This is a genomic window from Singulisphaera photorubra (assembly GCF_045290345.1).
In the GTDB taxonomy this organism is placed as follows: Bacteria; Planctomycetota; Planctomycetia; order Isosphaerales; family Isosphaeraceae; genus Singulisphaera.
In genome coordinates, this window is the sequence record NZ_CP155447.1 from 3,237,225 (window position 1) to 3,257,044 (window position 19,820).

The 19,820-nt window shown below is 62.6% G+C and carries 8 protein-coding genes; 3 read left to right on the forward strand and 5 right to left on the reverse strand.

Annotated features, from left to right (window positions below):
• Positions 1–681 precede the first annotated feature (681 nt).
• Positions 682–1,749 carry an HAF repeat-containing protein gene (locus V5E97_RS12420; RefSeq protein ID WP_406699637.1) on the reverse strand — a complete coding sequence of 356 codons (1,068 nt, stop codon included), beginning with the start codon at positions 1,747–1,749 and terminating at the stop codon, positions 682–684.
• Positions 1,750–1,934: 185 nt separating this feature from the next.
• The gene (locus V5E97_RS12425) at positions 1,935–3,167 is read right to left on the reverse strand and encodes an FG-GAP repeat domain-containing protein (RefSeq protein WP_406699638.1); all 1,233 of its coding nucleotides are present in this window, start codon (positions 3,165–3,167) and stop codon (positions 1,935–1,937) included.
• Between the two features lie 421 nt (positions 3,168–3,588).
• Between V5E97_RS12425 and V5E97_RS12430 the strand changes: the two genes are divergently transcribed.
• The 3 genes from V5E97_RS12430 to glgA all read left to right on the forward strand — a co-directional run bounded on the left by V5E97_RS12430 (position 3,589) and on the right by glgA (position 8,468).
• Positions 3,589–5,997: a hypothetical protein gene (locus V5E97_RS12430; RefSeq protein ID WP_406699639.1), complete on the forward strand. Its 2,409-nt coding sequence runs from the start codon at positions 3,589–3,591 to the stop codon at positions 5,995–5,997.
• Between the two features lie 528 nt (positions 5,998–6,525).
• Positions 6,526–7,188, forward strand: coding sequence for an MIP/aquaporin family protein (locus V5E97_RS12435; protein WP_406701152.1), 663 nt, complete (start codon positions 6,526–6,528; stop codon positions 7,186–7,188).
• A gap of 59 nt (positions 7,189–7,247) precedes the next feature.
• On the forward strand, positions 7,248–8,468 hold the full coding sequence (glgA, locus tag V5E97_RS12440) for a glycogen synthase (protein ID WP_406699640.1): 1,221 nt from the start codon (positions 7,248–7,250) through the stop codon (positions 8,466–8,468).
• A 389-nt stretch (positions 8,469–8,857) separates the two neighbouring features.
• Here glgA and V5E97_RS12445 read toward each other — a convergent pair whose 3' ends face one another.
• The 3 genes from V5E97_RS12445 to V5E97_RS12455 all read right to left on the reverse strand — a co-directional run bounded on the left by V5E97_RS12445 (position 8,858) and on the right by V5E97_RS12455 (position 19,709).
• On the reverse strand, positions 8,858–9,469 hold the full coding sequence (locus tag V5E97_RS12445; protein ID WP_406699641.1) for a hypothetical protein: 612 nt from the start codon (positions 9,467–9,469) through the stop codon (positions 8,858–8,860).
• Positions 9,470–9,714: 245 nt separating this feature from the next.
• Complete coding sequence (locus V5E97_RS12450) at positions 9,715–10,884, reverse strand: acyltransferase family protein (RefSeq protein WP_406699642.1); 1,170 nt, start codon at positions 10,882–10,884, stop codon at positions 9,715–9,717.
• 299 nt (positions 10,885–11,183) lie between these two features.
• Positions 11,184–19,709, reverse strand: a complete 8,526-nt coding sequence (locus tag V5E97_RS12455; RefSeq protein WP_406699643.1) for a beta strand repeat-containing protein — start codon at positions 19,707–19,709, stop codon at positions 11,184–11,186.
• Positions 19,710–19,820: the final 111 nt, after the last annotated feature.

Consider the following 19,820-nt stretch of genomic DNA (forward strand, 5'->3'; position numbering starts at 1 on the left):
GTCGATCCTGACCCATGCCCGCTCTCGCTAGGGCAGAGACTTCCTTGCCATGGGAGTCACTCTCAACGTGAAGAATCGCAAACGGGGTAGGATGCCCGCGTCCTTCAATCGGCCATCGAGGCTGTACAAAAGCCTCAGCAATGGCACGTCGCACGATGTTATTTTATTGTAAAACATAGGTTTGACGGCAGCAAGGGGATTACGTGTGTAGGGTATTCGCGTCAGGCGGGTGATCAGGGGGGGAGGCTCTGGCAGGTTGGAGGGTCGAATTCTTGTCCCGCTGGGGTATTACAGGCGGCTTGGCCGCAAAATCGTCAAATTCGCACAGGCGGGATCATACAAGGCGGTGAGTGCAGCTTAATTATTAACGCATCCTCGCCGCCTTGTCCAGCGAGCGAGGAGACCTTTCTTCTAGGATCGACCGTTCCTCGAATCATGTTGAGGACCGGGCCGGCAATCACGCTTCGAGAGAGAAATCATGCGGGTCGTTTTTTTGGTGTCGGCGCCAGCCCGGCCGTTGCGGTTTACTTCGGTAGCTTTCTGTCCGAATTGATTCGGAGTTGGCCGTGTGTCTCACAATGTCGGGAGGCAACCCATGGGGTGATCCCTCGGTCGCCGGTCGGGCGTCTTTCCGGAGGGCGTTGGGAATTTCCCTCTTTCTTGGAGAATCCGGGCAGGTCTTCAAGGCGCGGGTTTCTTTGTCGGGAGTCCCTCTGTCTTCGGCTCCTGGTCCTCTTCTTCCGCTTCGACAACGCCAGCCAGCTGGCCTCGGTCGTTGACGCAGGTGGCGGCGGTGAAGGAGGGACCTCCCTCGTTGATCAGATGCAATTGGCCGTTTTGGTACGCGAATGCGTTCGGCCCGATCTTTGAGCCATGCGGGCCGTCGACCATTCCGACGATGAGCCCGTTGTTATTCACGGCGCTGGCTTCGGAGCGCACATAGCCCTTGGGCTTCTCCAGTAGCTTTACGCCCTCATCGCGGTTCCAGCGGACGGCGTGCGTCAGGCCATCTCCCGTGAAACGAACTCCAACCACAGTGGCGGTGTTGTTGACGGCGCGTGGGACGAGGGAACTGGCCTCTCCGATGGCCTCTCGTGTCCATTCTCCGGAAGGACTTTGAGACCAGAGGCAGGGCACAACGCCATCGACGGCTGTGACGTATTTCCCGTTGTCGCTGATGGCGACGACGTTGGACCCGAGCCGCGTCTCGTGGGGCATGGCGGTTGCCTGCCAACGATCGCCGTCTCGGTCCCAGACGCAGGCGCGAATCCGGTTGTCTCCCACGCTGAAACCACTGATGCGCCGACCGTCGCTCGAGACATCGCACGCGAACGAGGCGATGTCCTCTTTGAGGGCTCCGAGCCCCTGAATGCCGCGAGCCGCTTCCCAGACGAAGGCCTGATTTCGAAAGTGGACGCGAACTCCGGGGGGGGCGGGTTTGCCCACCCGGCCAACCACAAGGCCATCGTCGCTCACGGCGGCCGGGAACGTGGCCGTGTAGCCATCGAGGAGCGGCAGATAGGTGAGTTGCTTGCCTTTCGCATAAAAGGGCGCTTGATAGAGGACGCCGGGGCGTTCCTTCTCCTCAAGCCACTCGAAGCCAACGACCTCACCACGAGCATTGATGCCCGTGGCGATGATGCCGTCGTCCTTGATGGTGATAATCTGATACGGTTTGGCCGGCTCGTCCGCCTGAACGGACGAGGCCAGGCCCATCAGGGCGATCGCGAGCCAACAGAGATGGCGCATGTTGATTCCTTGTTGTCACAGTTGGAGATCGACTCTCCGTCTGTAGCTGTAGCCCGATTTGAACCCAGGGAATGAGTGCATTTGAGGAGCCACGGCTTCCGTCCGGGGGTGGAAGCCGTGGCCGCCTTCGCTTGTTCCTTACCCGCGTCCACGGTCCTGCGCCTTGGCTCGTCCCTGACTTGAGGTCACTTCGCAGCGCGGGCCTGTTCGAAGAGGAAGACCCCCTTCTTGTTGGCGGTGACGATATCCAGCAGCCCGTCGGCGTTGAAGTCCTCGACGACGAACTGCGTGCCGATTCCGCTCTGGTCGTCGATCTCGCGCGGGGTGAAGCTGGTCAGGCCATCAGCGCCCCGTTTGGCTTCAAACCAGTAGAGGTGAGCGGGCTTGTCGGAGCCCGGCTCGCTCCTGCCGTGCGACCAGAACCGCTTCCCGGTGACGAGATCTTTCAGGCCGTCACCGTTGATGTCCACGGCGATCAGGGCGTGAGTCTCTGACACGAGGTCGGGAAAGAGGTCGTGCTTGGTGAAGACCGGCGAGCCCTCCTTCTTCGCTCCTTGTTCGAACCAGGCGATTCCGTAACGGTGAGCCGAGCTGTTGATCACATCCGCCTTGCCGTCGTGATTGACGTCGTAGGCGATCATGTCCGCCACGGCGTCCCCCAGTGAGGCGGGGTGGAACGCCCAGGCGGTGGTGGCCGGGCGGCCGGACTCGGGCTGTTCCCACCAGCCAGCGGTGCAGATCACATCCTGACGGCCGTCACCGTTCAGGTCTCCGACACCCAGGCCGTGCGAGTAACGTTGCGTTCCCGGGATTTCCTTGTCCGGGCGGCTTGGCTCGCTGACCGCATGCTTCTCCCAGAGCTGGGTCGGGTCGCTGCCTGGCGTGAACCAGGCCATTTGGCCTTCTTTTTCCTTGCCCATGGGCTGTGTGCCCATCACCAGTACGCGATGGCCGTCTTTGAAGAGGTCGGTGTAGAGCGGCGTTTCATTGCAGGCGCTCGGGCTGATCTCGTGTCGCGGCCAGTACCCGGGTTTGCCCTTCGGGTTCTCGTACCAGTAGGCCGCTTTTCCCGGAAACCCGACCACGATCTGGTCGGCCCAGCCATCGCCGTTGATATCGTCGGTCCAGCAGGTCATGCATTCGCTATAGCTTCGCAGACCGTCCCCAAACTCGCCGGGCTTGCGAATGTCGTGCTTGGTCCAGGCCGGTGCTTCGTACCAGGAGTCACCAATGAGCACGTCGGGCTTGCCGTCCTTGTTGACGTCGGCGATGGCGACCCCTTCCGCCCGAAACTTGCCCTCGATCACCGTCTTTTTCCAAGAGACCGGCGTCTCTGGTTCTTTCGCCTCGACCTGGAAGGCCCCGACAAGGCCTGCCGAGACCGTGAGAGCGGCTGTCAACCAGTATCGTTTGACCATAATCGAGACCTCTAAACCTTAGCGATCGCAGGTGATCGGCTTCCTCGTTGGAAAGCCGGTCCACTGACCTTAATGCCGAACTGGCCGCAATGCCACAGGTCATTGTTTTCGGTGTTGCGAAGGTCAGCCTGCGCCCTTGCGCGATTGGAGTGTCCGAGAGACCGTTGAATCCTTCCAGCCCATTGGGCCCTCCCAGACGGCCCTCCACCGGGAGAACTTGAGCGGCGATCCTATTTTGAACCTCTTCGTTCGGCCGAATGCTGATCGCAACGGGAGGGGGGCATCGAGTCCTCAACGTTTCCGATCGTGGCCGTTCCTCGGTGGATTTCAGGCGGCTTCATTGGCAAATTCGGTAGAGTTGCTCCAACGGTCAAGGTGAACGATGAGCCAGGGAGTTCGTAGCCAGGAGCGAAGACTTCGAGTGGAAAACCTCGAGGCTCGTCTGGCTCTCTCCGCGCCGGAGTTACCCGGCAACGTCGGAGAAGTCATTGTCAGTCAGTACGAACCTTCTCGGTTCACGACGGCCGTCGGCCTCCAAGCTTCAGACCTGGCGCTGGGGGGGCCGCTGAAGATCGATCTGACAGACCCGTCAACGCGCTCGGTGTCTGCGAACACGCCTTCCGGAATCGATCCCATCATCAACTCCGGGCTGATCGGGTTCAGCCAGTTCAATGGCGGCGGGTTCTCCACCGTGGGGATGCAACTCAAGCAGTCCCGCTTGGGCAGAGGACTCACGATCCGTGGATTCGACACTCCGGAGATCAAAAGCGAATCGACGTCCGCCGTGGGGGATGAGTCGCGCCAGGCTTCGCCTAACACGAACCTCATCCTGAACTCCCAGTTCAACGACGGTGGCTTTGGCTCGCGCGGAAATCGGGGCCGGATCGGCTTTCAATGGCGTAAAGTTCGTGTCCGAGGCCCAGTCCATGTCGGGCTCGAGGACATCGTTTATCAACCGGCCGGGCCAGGGGGCGTTGAATCCGCTTTGCCTCCGGTGGCTGATACTCTTGCGCCAGGGGACTCTGACCGTCGCGACGCGATCACCAACACAGGTCGGATCCGCCACTCTCAGTTCAACGACGGCGGTTTCGGCGACCTTGGGTTCCAGTGGTCGAACGTGGCCGTGGGGGGGCGAGTCGCGACCTCAACCAATACGCTCGATATCAGGCCGAGGCAAAATCAACTCGGGCCGCTCACCTTCAGCGACCTGGTTTTCGGTCAAGATTTGGCCTCAGGTAAGTCCGTTGCGCAAGCTTTTGCGAATGCCACGGAAACTTCGGACAGGAAATCCTCCGCGTTGAGCGATGGTTCCAAGACTCGAACGGCCCTGGAGAACAGCGTCTCGATCGTGAATGACGCGACCAATAGCGGTCGGATCGCCGGGGCGCAGTTCAACGATGGCGGCTTCGGCGATATCGGGCTCCAATGGCGTCGCGTCAAAGTACGCAATGGTGTTAATGCGGTTCATAACTCGTTGAGCGTCGAGCCCGAGAATTCAGGGCAGGGCGTGATTACGGTCGAGAACCTCGAGTTCCCCGCCACCCCTTCTCTCACGACGCCTTCGCCCAAGCAGGCGCTCCGTATGCTGTCGCCGACCCCCCGAGTGGTCCGGCGTGATGGCCAGCTATTGGGGCGGAAGCTTCCAACTCCGACGAACCCGCTCGACCCGTTCTTCGATCCGGAACTCACGGCGAGTCGCGATCAGGTCCCGTTTGTGGATGCCGCCACCAATAGCGGTGTGATCCGCGCGGGGCAGTTCAACGCGGGCGGCTTTGGCGACCTCGGGCTCCAGTGGTTGAATGTTCGGGTTGGCGAGAGCGTTGATCTTGTGCACAACTCCCTCTCGGTGCGATCGCGAGGATCCGATCTGCTTGGGGTCAACGTCTCCAACGTCTCGTTCGGCCTTCCAATCGCGCCCAGGGCCAGTCGCGAGCTTTCGGTGCTGCCGACTCTGGTGATTTCTCCCGCAAGTTCAGGAGGAAGCGTTCGGGTCAGCGCCGAGCGAGCGGACGATGACAATGGGAAGGCCAATGACCGATGGCTCCGCAACCAGCAAGTGGTCAACCCGGACGGTACGGACGTCTTCCTCCAGTGGAACGGCGTCGTGACCCCGCGTGGACTGGTGCTGATCCAGAACGTGATCAAGATTCACGACCTCGGACCCGATTCGGGCGACCTGACGCTAGAGGACATTCGTTTCCCGGGCCGAGTCCCGCGTTTGTCCCTTGGAGAGGGGACTGAGACCTCGACTCCACCCGCGGCGGCGCGGGCTTTGGCCGTTGCCCCCATCATCCGGGACTCCTCGAACAATAGTGGAATTCTCTCACACAACCAGTTCAGTGACGGCGGCTTCGGTGACCTCGGCTTGCAGTGGCGAAATGTTCAGGTGGCCGGTCGGGTCGCGGTGGTCCACAACACCCTGTCGGTGGACCTGTCGGCGGACAGCCAAGAGGACAGCACGGTGGGAGGCAAGACGGGGCCGATCTCGATCTCAAACATCACCTTCAACAGTGGGGCGCTCGATCAGGTGCCAGGAGTCCCGTCCGCCCAGCGGATTATCTCTCCGCCGCCGCAACACAGCCGGCTCTCCATTCATCGTCCCAATCGGGGCTCGTCTCTTCCTCATGATCCGCGGGTCATGAACGACGCCACGAATAGCGGCATCATGACGGGTGGCCAGTTTTCCGCGGGCGGACTCGGTTTCGGTTTCCTCCAGTGGCGAGGGGTCAAGATCCCCGGCAAGGTCACGATCATTCAGAACGTCCTCTCGATCAAACTTGGGGATAAGCCGACAGGCCCGGTCAGGATTTCCGACGTGACCTTCCGCTGATCCCGACCCCGCCGCTTGGCATGAAACCGGTCGCCTATGCTGATTGGATCGGTGTTGAGCGGGTTCGCACCCTTCAGCCGGGCACCTGGAGTAAGCGGGGGGTTGCCACCCAGGGAGGATTGGTAGACAATCTGCGAGTGTTGCGCAAGATCGAGAACGAACCCAATCAAAGGTCAACTCTCGAAAGGCTTTACATGGGCGAATGTGACGCTGGGGCTTGCGAATCAGGTCAATGACCTGACGAACCTTGAGAGCGGATGTTGCCGCAAGAAAGACGGCAGTTTTCGCACTGTAGAGGGTCGTGTCACGGGGCGTTGAATCAAACCGAGACCTCACTCCCGACATGAGAAATGCCTGGTCGTTGTCGGGACCCGGGCCGGTCGCTCCTGAATTGAGAATTTCTAAGGCTGTCTTGTTTCGAGGCTTCCGCCCGGTCCGACGAGACTCACGCGATCGGTCAGCCGGTGCGTTGCCTAATTTTAAGACTGAAAAAAGACCAATTCCGTCCGTAGCATGGGAGGACGTATGATGTCGAGGAAACTGATCGTCGAGTTTATTGGCACCTTCTTCCTGGTTTTGACGGTCGGACAGACAGTCGTGGGCGCGAAGCCCGACTCCGCGGCGGCCGCCTTGGCGCCTCTGGCCATCGGCTCGGCCTTGATGGTGATGATCTACGCTGGCGGCCACATTTCCGGTGGTCACTACAACCCGGCCGTGACCTTGGCCGTCTGGCTACGGGGCAAGTGCACGACGGCCGAGATGCCCGCCTACATGATCGTGCAAGTGCTGGGCGCTGTGGCGGCCGCGTTCACTGTGCTGTTCCTCAAAGGGAACCCCACGCTTCCCAGTCCTTCGACACCGAACGTCGCCGCGGCTCTGGTGGCGGAATTCCTCTTCACCTTCGCCCTTTGCTATGTTGTGCTGAATACGGCGACGGCGAAGGGGACTGCCGGGAACTCGAACTACGGCCTGGCGATCGGCTTCACGGTCATGACCGGCGCCTTTGCCGTCGGATCCATCTCCGGTGGTGCGTTCAATCCGGCCGTTGCGGTGGGAGTGACGCTGTTGAAGCTCTCGGCCCCTGCGAATATCTGGATTTTCCTGGTGGCCGACTTCCTCGGTGGAGCCGTGGCCGGCCTGCTCTTCAATGCCCTCGACCTCGGCGATGAGAAGACGGTCTCGGTGCGTTGATGAAGCTTGCCGAATCTCGAAGGGCGGGAGTTGACCTCGATCGAGCGGAGGAACGACGGATGCGGATCGCGATTTTGACCAATGAGTATCCGCCGAATGTCTACGGAGGCGCGGGGGTCCACGTTGAGTACCTGACGCGGGAGCTCACGCACCTGGGGAAAGGGCAAGGCTCGGTTGAGGTCATCTGTTTCGGCGATCAGAAGATCGATAATGAAAACCTGCGCGTCCAGGGAATTAATCCTGAGTTCCCTGTGCCGTCGTATGAGCCCAAGCACGACAAGTTCTTGGATACGATGCTCAAGAACCTGGTGATGTCAGGAATGATCGGTGGGGTGGATGTCGTCCACTGCCACACCTGGTACACCCACCTGGCCGGGTGCCTCATCAAGCAACTGACGGGGGCCCGGCTGGTCTTGACGACCCACTCGCTCGAGCCTCACCGACCGTGGAAGGTCGAGCAACTGGGGACGGCGTACAATGCCAGTTCGTGGGTCGAGCAGACTGCCTACCAGAATGCCGACGGCGTGATCGCGGTCTCCGACTCGATGCGCAACGACGTCCATCAACTCTACGGTGTGCCGCTCGATAAGATTCGCGTGATCCATAACGGGATCGACCTCGATCACTACCGGCCGACGCGCAATCCCGAAGTTCTGGCCCGATACAACATCAACCCTGATCAACCCTTTGTGCTCTTCGTCGGCCGGATCACCCGGCAGAAGGGGATCATTCACCTGGTCAATGCGATCAAGGAGATCAGGCCGGGGGTCCAGGTCGTCCTCTGCGCGGGCGCTCCGGACACGGTGGAAATTGGCCAGGAAATGAACGAGGCCGTCGAGCGAGCGCGTCGCGAGTCTTTGAATCCCATCGTCTGGATCCCGCAAATCCTCCCCAAGGACGAAGTGATCGCGCTCTACACGCACGCCTCCCTCTTCGTCTGCCCGTCCGTCTACGAACCGTTCGGGATCATCAACCTCGAGGCGATGGCCTGCGAGACCCCCGTCGTGGCGTCGGCCGTCGGCGGGATCAAGGAGGTCGTCGTCCCTGGGAAAACCGGGATCCTGGTGCCGTTCGAGCCGGTTGGCCCGACCGACTTCGAGCCCAAAGACCCCGCGCGGTTTGTCCACGAGCTTGCAGCCGCGATCAATCGCTTGCTCGACGATCCCGCCCGACTTCGAGAAATGGGCATTCGATCCCGTGAGCGGGTGGAGCACTTCTTTAGCTGGACCAGTATCGCCCGCTGGACGGCCGACTTCTACTGGGACCTGGGCCAGGCCTGAATCTTCGGGCTTATTCTGAAGATATTAGAAACGGCTTGAAAGTGGATTTGAACGCCCGGGGCCGCTTGGTCTCTCATCAACGAGACCAAGCCGTCCCGGCGATGTTACGAAGAAAAACAACGACCCGATACAGGGCTATTTAGAAAGCCTCTCGCTACTCGTTCCCACGGTCCTCCGTGGGAATGAAGTCTTGGATGCTCTGCGTCCTCGGCTGTCGAAGGCCAGACGACGCGGAGCGTCGGGGACGGCATTCCCACGGGGGACCGTGGGAACGAGGGTGAATCTTAGCTCTATGGCGGATCGTTGAAGAAAAATGGAGCCAAGCCGCAGCAGAGGAACCCAGGGCTCTTTGACCATCGGCTTTCGACTTCGACGCGTTCCGAGCCGGCTCATTTGACCTTGAAAAGCCTCCCCATCTCCGCCTCGCGCGTCTTGGCCTCGGCAAGCGACGGCACTTTCAATTCCCTGCGAAGGCCGTCTGTGACTCCCGGTCCGACGACATAGAGCTTCATCGGTTCATTGTTGTTCGAGTGATATTGGGTCCCGAAACGTTGGGGACGTCCGATGTTCATCAGGAATCGGTCCTCGGTGGCGGCGGCCAGCCACCGGGCGTTCTGCTCCCCCTTGGCCAGAGCCACGAGGCAAAACTCGTGAGCCAGTAGATAGTCCTCGGGATTGCGGGCGTGCTGCAAGATCATCGCGGCCCGATAGTAGTCTTGGCCTGTCCGAATCTCACTTGCCTCATAAAGCTGTTTGATGCGATTCTCGCGTTGCTTGTCCCGGGCGATGATGACTTCGGCGTCGATCGGTTGGCCATCCTCGGGTTTCCGGTCCCCCTGATCGGCCGCGTAGAGCTTGGCCAACTCTTCATTGTCAGGTCGATCGGACCTGGATGGCGTCTCTTGACGAGCGATGGCAAGCCCGCCGTGATACCCAGCCGCAAACACGGTCCCGAGCACTCCGAGGGCCATTCCCAACGCGAAGCTCCACCTGGTTTGCATCTCAGGCCTCTTGCTGTCGAAAGTGTAAGGTCGGTGTCGATCGGGGTGAGTTGCCCAGGGCGAGTTCAGAAAAGTCCTGCCCGTGTTTCCAGCGGTTTACCCACGGATTATCGCGACTGAACCAACGTTTTCGCCGGGATCCGTGACCCCGACGACAACCACGATGACCTGAGCGACTCGAGGGAAATCCGCTGTAGCAGCGGACACGATCTTATCGACGCTCTCGCCAGACAATCGTGCCGAAGTCAGAGGTCGTTCTTGGAGGGTCTCATCACCCCCGGTCTGATTCGGTCTCTCCAAGGCTGCGGGAGCCAGTGCGGACGGGGGGGGAGCGTGTCTGTTTGGTCGTTCGACTCGGGCTCCCCAAGCCTGGGGACAGGGTAGGGGAATCGGTCCTTGAGGCGGAGGATCGGCTTCTCGATGAACTGCCACGAGACAACGGCCAGAACGAAGGTCGTCGCCAGTTTCAAGGCGTCGAGCCACATCGGATCATGGCATAGGTTTGTGAAATGCAACGGCGACATCAGGGCAAAAAGAGGCAAGTGATAAAGATAGATTCCATAGCTGATTGTTCCAAGATAGCAGAGGCTCGGGTCGCGGAGGGGACGGAGGAGGGGGTGGCCGGCGAACGCGATCACCAGCCCGACGATGGAGAAATAGAGCAGGCCCAGCCGGCTCGCGTTCAGGGAGAAGGCGAGTTTCGGCACGTCGCTCGTCCAGGCCGCCCCGAGTCGTTCGACCGACCCCGCCGCCAGTGGGTAGGCGAGCATCCCGGCGCCGAGGATCACCAAACTCCAGACCACGATCGGCCGACGCGATCGGGGCGATCCCGGTTCGCCCATCATCCAGGCCAGCAGGGCTCCCAAGGCAAACCCATCCCAGTTCGTCACCAACAGCATGGGCCAAAGCCAGAGCCTGGCCACGAATGCGGACCCCACCAGGAGTGGGATCGACGCGAGGAGGACACGGCGGCCCAGGAGCACGGCGACCAAGGGCCAGAGCAGATAGAATTGCTCCTCGGCCGCCAGAGTCCAGGTGTGTGCGAAGTAAATACTGAACGCTGGCGGTCGCGCCGACCAATAGCGGGGGAGGAACTGGGTGAAGGTCAGATAGTACGGAAGGCCGGTCGTCCTCTGCCGGTAGGTCAGTAACGGATTGACCACGACGAAGCCGATGAGCACGGCATAGTAAATCGGCCAGATCCGCAGGACGCGACGGGCATAGAACGGGATCAGAAAGCGAGGGCCGGTCTCGTGACTCAGGATGATCCGCGTGATCAGATAGCCGGACAAGACGAAGAACATGTCCACGGCCGAGCCGAGCACCGCATAGTCGGTCCCCAGGCCCATGTGCAGGCTCACCACCATGAGGGCGGCAATTCCTCGCAGGGCGTCCAGTTCTAGGACTCGGCGCATGTCACACTTCCCTGGGCCGTGCTCGTGGCGGCCTGTCGACACCGAACGCAATCGTGCGCGCGGCGCAATCCGCATAATCTGAAAAATCGGCCCGGGAGCGTAGGTACTTGAGAAATATCTTGCCGAGGGGCGGAATGATTACTGCCCCGTTGCCCGGTCAAGTGTCTGGTCACCCCGGCCTCAGGTGATTTGCCAACTGCACCACGAAGCTGCCAGTGCCAGCGCAAAGATCGCACGCCCAGGTAGGTGTCTTCCCTGGGCGTGCGATTCGCCTTGATCGGTCCTGAGAATCCCGGCGGCTAGCTCACCTGGTCGATGTCGGTTTCGATCTCCAAACCCGTCCGATCGCTGGCCTTGTCCTTCTTCTTGTTGTTGCCGTCGCCGTCCAGGTTGAAGATGAACCAGTCCAGGCCGGCCGAGCCGACCAGGACATCCACCGCGCCATCGTCGAACACGGTCTTCGACGCCCCGTCCGTGAACAGGAACCTGTTGCCATTGTTACGCGGTTCGCCGCCCAAACCTCTCAGATTCGCGACCCGCGTTGCATAGGAGCGAGACGAGGTCCACTCGGAGAGGATCTCCGCCAAGGCCGCATCATTGAGGTCGTAAGCGGTGAACCCCCCGATCAGGATGTCGTCGCCCGCATTGCCCGTGAGCTGGTCGGCCCCGACGCCGCCGATCAGGAAATCACTCGCCAACCCACCTTTGAGGATGTCGTTGCCGTCACCGCCAAGCAGAATGTTGTTGCCACCGCCACCGGTGAGTTGGTCGTCTCCGTCTTCGCCTCGGATGACGGCGGGCTTGACGATGTTACTGGCGATCGTCGCCTTGTCGTCGCCGTCGCCCAGGAGGATGACGATCGAGTCGTAGAGGGTTGGGGAAAATGTTTTTGACTGGCCGCGGAGGAAGTTCGCCTGAACCTGGGTCTGATTGCTGGTCGGCTGTTTGACGTTGACGTTGTCGTCGTCATTGGAGCCGATCACGTAGAGGACTCTGTCCTGGATCCTCGCACCCGCGACCACGGCCTGGGTCGACATGGAGACCGAACTCCAGTCGTCGGAAAGGCTGACCGTGATCGTGTAGATCCCGCCGTTGGCATAGCTGTGGGAGCCGGCCAAGGCGCCGACGCCGAAGAGTTCGAGGATGCCTGCGGTCGTCGTGGAGCCATCGCCCCAGTTGATGACGGCCGTGTGCCTGTCGCGCCAGTCGGAGTCGCTGAAGAGTCCTGCAACGAGTACCAACTCTCCTTCCGCCACTCGCCCATTGGGCGAGGTGTTGGTGAGTAACCCGATCCGGGGAACCTCGTTGGGCGGGGGTGTGACAGTAAGCGTGCCGAGGGTGGTGAGGACTTCGTAGTTGCTGAGCTTGCCGTCGGGATCGGCGAGGGAGATGGTGATCGTGTAGGTGCCGACTGCGCTGTTGGCAGTGGCGGTGGTTGAGTATGTCGCTACGATTGCGTCGTTGTTCTGGATCCCCACGATGGTGCCGGAGAGTGTCGGATTGGCCTGGCCGTAAGGACGTGACAGGCTGTCGGCAGTGACCTTCAATACCGCCTTATCGATCTGGTTGCTGACCGTGCCACTCGCCTCGTTGTAATTGGTGCCACCAGCGAAGGTCCAGATGTCGCCGTTGTAGTTGCCGGCATTGGTGTGGGTCGTGCCGCCGATCATCAGCCCGGCGGAGAGGTCCACGTTGCCGATGCCGGTGGCCGAGCCGATGGCCGTGTGAGCAGCGGCGTTGTAGGTCACGTGGTAAGGCGTGACAACGATCGTGGCGTTTGCCTTGGCGATGACGATGGCCGCGGTGCCGCTTTGGTCGTTGTAGTTGGTGCCTCCGGTGAAGGTCCAGCTAGCCGTTCCACCGGGAGCATCGGTGAAGCTCGATCCCAGGTACAGGCCCGTGCTGAGGTCCACGCCTCCGACACCGGTGGCCGACCCGGTGGCGCCGTGCGCCAGTGCGTCATATGTGCCGTTGTGTCCATTGACGGTGACCAGGGCATCGGCCTTGGCGATGACGATGGCCGCGGTGCCGCTTTGGTCGTTGTAGTTGGTGCCTCCGGTGAAGGTCCAGCTAGCCGTTCCACCGGGAGCATCGGTGAAGCTCGATCCCAGGTACAGGCCCGTGCTGAGGTCCACGCCTCCGACACCGGCGGCCGACCCGGTGGCGCCGTGCGCTGCCGCGTCATATGTGCCGCCGTATCCATTGACGGTGACCACTGCATCGGCCTTGGCGATGACGATGCTGACATCACCGCTTTGGTCGTTGTAGTTGATACCGCCGTTGAAAGCCCAGCTAGCGGTACCGCCTGGAGCGTTGGTGAAGCTCGATCCCAGGTTCAGGCCCGTGGTGAGGTCGACGCCTCCGACACCGGTGGCCGACCCGGTGGCGCTGTGTTCCAGAGCGTCATATGTGCCGCTGTGGCCGTTGACGGTGATCACTGCGTCGGCCTTGGCGATGACAATGGCCGCAGTGCCGCTTTGGTCGTTGTAGTTGGTACCGCCGATGAAGGTCCAGCTGGCCGTGCCGCCTGGAGCATCGGTGAAGCTCGATCCCAGGTTCAGGGTCGCGCTGAGGTCCACGCCTCCGACACCGGCGGCCGACCCGGTGGCGCCGTGTTCCAGAGCGTCATATGTGCCGCTGTGGCCGTTGACGGTGACCAGGGCATCGGCCTTGGCGATGACGATGCTGACATCACCGCTTTGGTCGTTGTAGTTGATACCGCCGGTGAAAGTCCAGCTAGCCGTGCCGCCTGGAGCGTTGGTGAAGCTTGATCCCAGGTACAGGCCTGTGCTGAGGTCCACGCCTCCGACACCGGTGGCCGACCCGGTGGCGCCGTGTTCCAGAGCGTCATATGTGCCGCTGTGGCCGTTGACGGTGACCAGGGCATCGGCCTTGGCGATGACGATGCTGACATCACCGCTTTGGTCGTTGTAGTTGATACCGCCGGTGAAAGTCCAGCTAGCCGTGCCGCCTGGAGCGTCGGTGAAGCTCGATCCCAGGTTCAGGCCCGAGTTGAGGTCCATGCCTCCAACACCGGTGGCCGACCCGGTGGCGCCGTGTTCCAGAGCGTCATATGTGCCGCTGTGGCCGTTGACGGTGACCAGGGCATCGGCCTTGGCGATGACGATGGCCGCGGTGCCGCTTTGGTCGTTGTAGTTGGTGCCTCCGGTGAAGGTCCAGCTAGCTGTTCCACCGGGAGCGTTGGTGAAGCTTGATCCCAGGTTCAGGCCCGTGCTGAGGTCCACGCCTCCGACACCGGTGGCCGACCCGGTGGCGCCGTGCGCTGCAGCGTCATAAGTGCCGTTGTGTCCATTGACGGTGACCACTGCATCGGCCTTGGCGATGATGATGATGACATCACCGCTTTGGTCGTTGTAGTTGATACCGCCGGTGAAAGTCCAGCTAGCCGTGCCGCCTGGAGCGTCGGTGAAGCTCGATCCCAGGTTCAGGCCCGAGTTGAGGTCCACGCCTCCGACACCAGTGGCCGACCCGGTGGCACCGTGTGCCAGTGCGTTATATGTGCCGCTGTAGCCGTTGACGGTGACCACTGCGTCAGCCTTGGCAATGATGATGCTGACATCACCGCTTTGATCGTTGTAGTTGGTACCGCCGTTGAAGGTCCAGTTGGCCGTACCGCCAGGAGCGTTGGTGAAGCTCGAGCCCAGGTTCAGGCCCGAGTTGAGGTCCACGCCTCCGACACCGGTGGCCGACCCGGTGGCACCGTGCGATGCCGCGTCATATGTTTCGCTGTAGCCGTTGACGGTGACCACTGCATCGGCCTTGGCGATGACGATGCTGACATCACCGCTTTGGTCGTTGTAGTTTGTGCCGCCGTTGAAGGTCCAGCTGGCCGTGCCGCCAGGAGCGTCGGTGAAGCTCGATCCCAGGTTCAGGGTCGCGCTGAGGTCCACGCCTCCAACGCCGGTGGCCGACCCGGTGGCACCGTGTGCCAGTGCGTTATATGTGCCGCTGTAGCCGTTGACGGTGACCACTGCGTTAGCCTTGGCGATGCTGATGCTGACATCACCGCTTTGGTCGTTGTAGTTTGTGCCGCCGTTGAAGGTCCAGCTAGCCGTGCCGCCTGGAGCATCGGTGAAGCTCGATCCCAGGTTCAGGCCCGAGTTGAGGTCCACGCCTCCGACACCGGTGGCCGACCCGGTGGCGCTATGTGCCAGAGCGTTATATGTGCCGCTGTATCCATTGACGGTGATGACTGCGTCGGCCTTGTTCACCAACAGCGTCGTCGTGTATTCCGTAAAGCCGTCGTCCTTGTCGATGATGCGGGAATAGACCGTGTGTGTGCCGGCGTTGAGAACTCCGAAATTCACCGAACTGCTCATGCCGCTGGTGGCATAAGTGGCCGATCCTGTGGTGTTGGTGTCGATCGAGAAAACGTAACGGAAGCCTGCGGCGGTGTCGGTGCTGGAGGGATCTAGGGGGTTGGAGAGGGAGGCGGTCGCCTCGGTCCCGTATTGGATCTGACTATTGGTTGAGAGCGTTGCCGTTGGGGCCACGTTAGCCACCTCGACGGTGGTCGTGCCCGCGGCCTCAAAAACCGACTCCTGGACGACAGGGACCAGGCGGGCGAGCGCCAAATCGTAAGTATTGTTGCCGGTGTTGAAGCTGCGGCCGGTGATGAGGACGCGGCCGGCGTGGTCAGTGGTCAGTCCGTAACCGTATTCTTCATAGGCTCCGAGATCGATGGTCACCCGGCCGCCGGTGCCGAAGCCAGTGTCGAGCGAGCCGTCGGCGGCGAACCGGGCGACTGCGAAGTCATACCCGGTCGCCCCGCCGCTGTAGACGTTGCCGGCGACGAGCATCCGCCCCTCGGCGTCGATCGCCAGGCTTCCGTTGCCCGAGAAGCCAAAGTCGTTGGGAAGGGCGAGGGCCACCCGGCCGCCGGTGCCGAAGCCGGTATCGAGCGAGCCATCGGCGGTATACCGCACGAAGCTCCACCCCAGGCTGGTGCCTGCCAGCACTACCGCCGCGCCGCCCGGCGCGGCGACCACCTGGTAGCCGTACTCGTAGCTTCCGAAGTCGGTCACCACTTTGCCGCCGGTGCCGTAGTCGGCGTCCGGGGAGCCGTCGGTCAGCAGTCGGGCCAGCCCGAGGTCGTAGTTCGAGGTGGACGTGTTGTACACACGTCCCGTGATGAGGATGCGGCCGGCGTGGTCGGTGGTGAGGCCGAACCCGAGATCATCAGAGGCCCCGAGATTGACGGTCGCCCGGCCGCCGTTGCCGAAGTCGGTGTCGAGCGAGCCGTCGGCGGCGAACCGGGCGACTGCGAACTCATACCTGGTCGCCCCGCCGGTGTAGACGTAGCCGGCGACGAGCATCCGCCCCTCGGCGTCGATCACCAGGCTTCCGTTGCCCGAGAAGCCAAAGCCGCTGGGGAAGGCGAGGGCCACCCGGCCGCCGGTGCCGAAGCCGGTGTCGAGTGAGCCATCGGCGGCGTACCGCACGAAGCTCCACCCCTGGTTGGTGGTCCCCAGCACCACCACCTTGCCGTCGAGCCCGTGAGCCGAGGCCACGCCCCAGCCCTCCTCGGACCCGGAGGCGATGAAGTCGGTCCGGACTACGCCCTCGGTCCCGAAGCCGGTGTCCAACGCGTAGGTGGCCAACAGGCGGACGAGCGCCAAATCGTAATTATTGTTGCCGGTGTCGTAGCTGCGGCCGGTGATGAGGACGCGGCCGGCGTGGTCGGTGGTCAGGCCGAACGCGCGATCATCAGAGGCCCCGAGATCGATGGTCGCCCGGCCGCCGGTGCCGAAGTCGTTGTCGAGCGAGCCGTCGGCGGCGAACCGGGCGACTGCGAAGTCATACCCGGTCGCCCCGCCGGTGTAGACGTAGCCGGCGACGAGCATCCGCCCCTCGGCGTCGATCGCCAGGCTGCCGTTACCCGAGAAGCTAAAGCCGCTGGGGAAGGCGAGGGCCACCCGGCCGCCGGTGCCGAAGCCGGTGTCGAGCGAGCCATCGGCGGTATACCGCACGAAGCTCAACCCCAGGCTGGTGCTTGCCAGCACTACCGCCGCGCCGCCCGGCGCGGCGACCACCTGGTAGCCGTACTCGTGGGCTCCGAAGTCGGTCACCACTTTGCCGCCGGTGCCGTAGTCGGCGTCCGGGGAGCCGTCGGTCAGCAACCGGGCCAGTCCGAGGTCGTAGTTTGAGGTGGACGTGTTGTACACTTGTCCCGTGATGAGGATGCGGCCGGTGTGGTCGGTGGTCAGGCCGTACCCGAATTCATCCGAGTACCCGAGATCGATGGTCACCCGGCCGCCGGTGCCGAAGCCGGTGTCGAGCGAGCCGTCGGCGGCGAACCGGGCGACTGCGAAGTCATACCCGGTCGTCCCGCCGCTGTAGTCGTAGACGTAGCCGGCGACGAGCATCCGCCCCTCGGCATCGATCGCCAGGCTTCCATTGCCTGAGAAGCTAAAGTTGCTGGGGAAGGCGAGGGCCACCCGGCCGCCGGTGCCGAAGCCGGTGTCGAGCGAGCCGTCGGCGGCGTACCGCACGAAGCTCCACCCCAGGTTGGTGGTCCCCAGCACCACCACCTTGCCGTCGAGCCCGTGGGCCGAGGCCACGCCCCGGCCCTCCTCATATCCGGAGACGAGGAAGTCGGTCCGGCCCACGCCCTCGGTGCCGAAGCCGGTGTCCAACGCGTAGGTGGCCCCGACGACCAATGCGTCCTCGTCGACCAGGTCGACCGTTACGGTGCGGGTCCCGGGGCCATCGTTGTAGACGTGAGAAATCGTGCGGTTGGCCGGCAGGTCGGTGGCTTCGACGGTGGTGCTCGATCCGTCACCCCAGTGGATCCGATAGCGGTTCACCGTATCTTGCCCTGGATCAACGATCGTCCCGAGCGTCAGGCTGTAGGCCGAGCCCTCATCCACTGACGACGTCCCACTCGGGGTGAGGGTCGGGGCGACGTTGGCGACGAGGACCGTCTTGACGCCTGCCCCGGCGTGCTCGCCGTCCTCGTCGGTCAGGGTGATGGTGATCGTGCGCGACTGGGTCCCGTCGGCGTACACGTGGGTGAGAATGCGGTCGGCCGGTAGTGCGGCTGGGGCGTACTCCTCCAACGTCCCGTCCCCCCACCGGACGGTGTACTTCGTGACGGTGTCGGTTCCGGTGTCGATGACCTGACCGAGGTTCAGGGAATAGGTGCTGCCCTCGTCCACCCGGTCCGCACCGGTGAGCAGTGTCCGCGGGGCGAAGTTGGTGACCGTCACCGCGAACTGTGCGGTCCCCGTCACGCCGTTGTTGTTGGTGACGGTGACGGTGACAGTCCGGGCGCCGTCGTCCGGGTAGACGTGACTGAGGACAAAGGTCTGGTCAGCGGCCAGGGCCAGGGTCTGTGCCCCGGCACCATCACCGTAGTCCACCGTGGCCGTCCAACTCGTCGCGCCCGGGTCGCTGAAGGAGCCCCCGCGGGTCAGGGCGGAGCCCTCGGTTACGGTCGCGGCGCCGCCGGGCTGGACGTTGGGTTCGAGGTTCAGGAACGTGAGCTGGGTGTTCGGGATCGTGCCACTGATCGTGGCCCAGTCCACGCCGTTGCCGGCGTCGATCGTGAGTGCGTTGATGCTCGAGTAATTGCCCGTCAGGTTGTTGATGGTCACGTAGTAGGAGCCGACCGTGATCGTGTCGTTTCCGCTCGTCGCGAGGAGGAACCCGGTGTTGATCCCGGCCCCTCCGTCCAGGGAATCGCCCGGGCCTCCCCTCAGAGTGTCGTTGCCGTTCTGGCCGTAGAGCTGAGTGATCCCGGAGAAACCCGTGGCATCGATCGTGTTGGCCAGGTTGTTGCCCAACAGCGTCGCCTGCTCGATGCTCAGGACGGTGCCCGTGGTCGTGGTGAGGCCGACGGTGACGGTAAGGGCGGTGTCCGTCAGGACAAGGTTCCCCGTTTGCGTTCCGGACTCTTCGGCCAGGTTCTCCTGGAGCGTGTCGACGCCCTCGCCGCCGTCGTATGTGTCGTTGCCGGCCCCGCCGTAGAGGTTGCTCCCCCCGCTGCCGGCCTTCAGTATGTCGTTTCCGCCATTAGCGGACATGTAGACGTAGCCGGCGAACGTCGACGCGTCGAGGGTATTCGCGGCGTTGTTGCCGTACAAGTCCGCCCGCTCGATGTTCAGCGCCGAGGTGGCTAGCCTGGTGTCGGAGTTGACGGTCACGCGGATATCGGAGGGGGTCAGAACGAAGCCGCCGGTTATCGATCCGGGCTCGTCGCTCAGGCTCTCCTGGAGCGTGTCGTAGCCGTCGCCGCCGTCGTATGTGTCATTGCCGGCCCCGCCGTTTAGGTAGTCGCCGCCGCCGCCGCCGACCAGGGTATCGTCGTTGGCCCCGCCGTAGAGGTAGTCGCCGCCGCCGCCGCCGACCAGGGTATCGTTACCGTCTTCGCCGTAGAATTGCACGGAGATCTGTGGGACGTACGTGTTCGTGCTGGCTTGGTAGTAACTGGCGAAGCTCCCGTTGGTCTCGTCGACCCGGATGGCGTCGTTGCCGGCTAGGCCGTAGACGGAAGCGGTGAAGCTACTGCCTGTGATGTCGAATGTGTACCGCGTCAACCCCTCTTGAACCACGACCTGGGTCGGGACATTCACCACCCGGCTCACCGTGATCGTATTGTTGCCGCTGTCGCCTCCGACCCGGGCGTAATTGCCGGCGCTGGCGATCACGTTGATCGTCGGGGCCACCCGATCCTCGAGGAGTTCGAGTCTGGGATTGGCTTGACGCGGAGTTTTCCCCCCCCTGGCACGCCATCGGAGGGCGGTTCCTAACGGTGTGCGGCGCGAGTTGGTCTTGAGGAAGCGCAGCCAAGAATCCGACGACATGGCCCACAGACTCCGGGGGAAGGGAGGAAAGGACGGGAGGGACCATCAAAAGTCCTCACCCGATGCGAGTCGACGCTCAGATTGATCGTGCGGTGCCTCAGCAACGCAGAA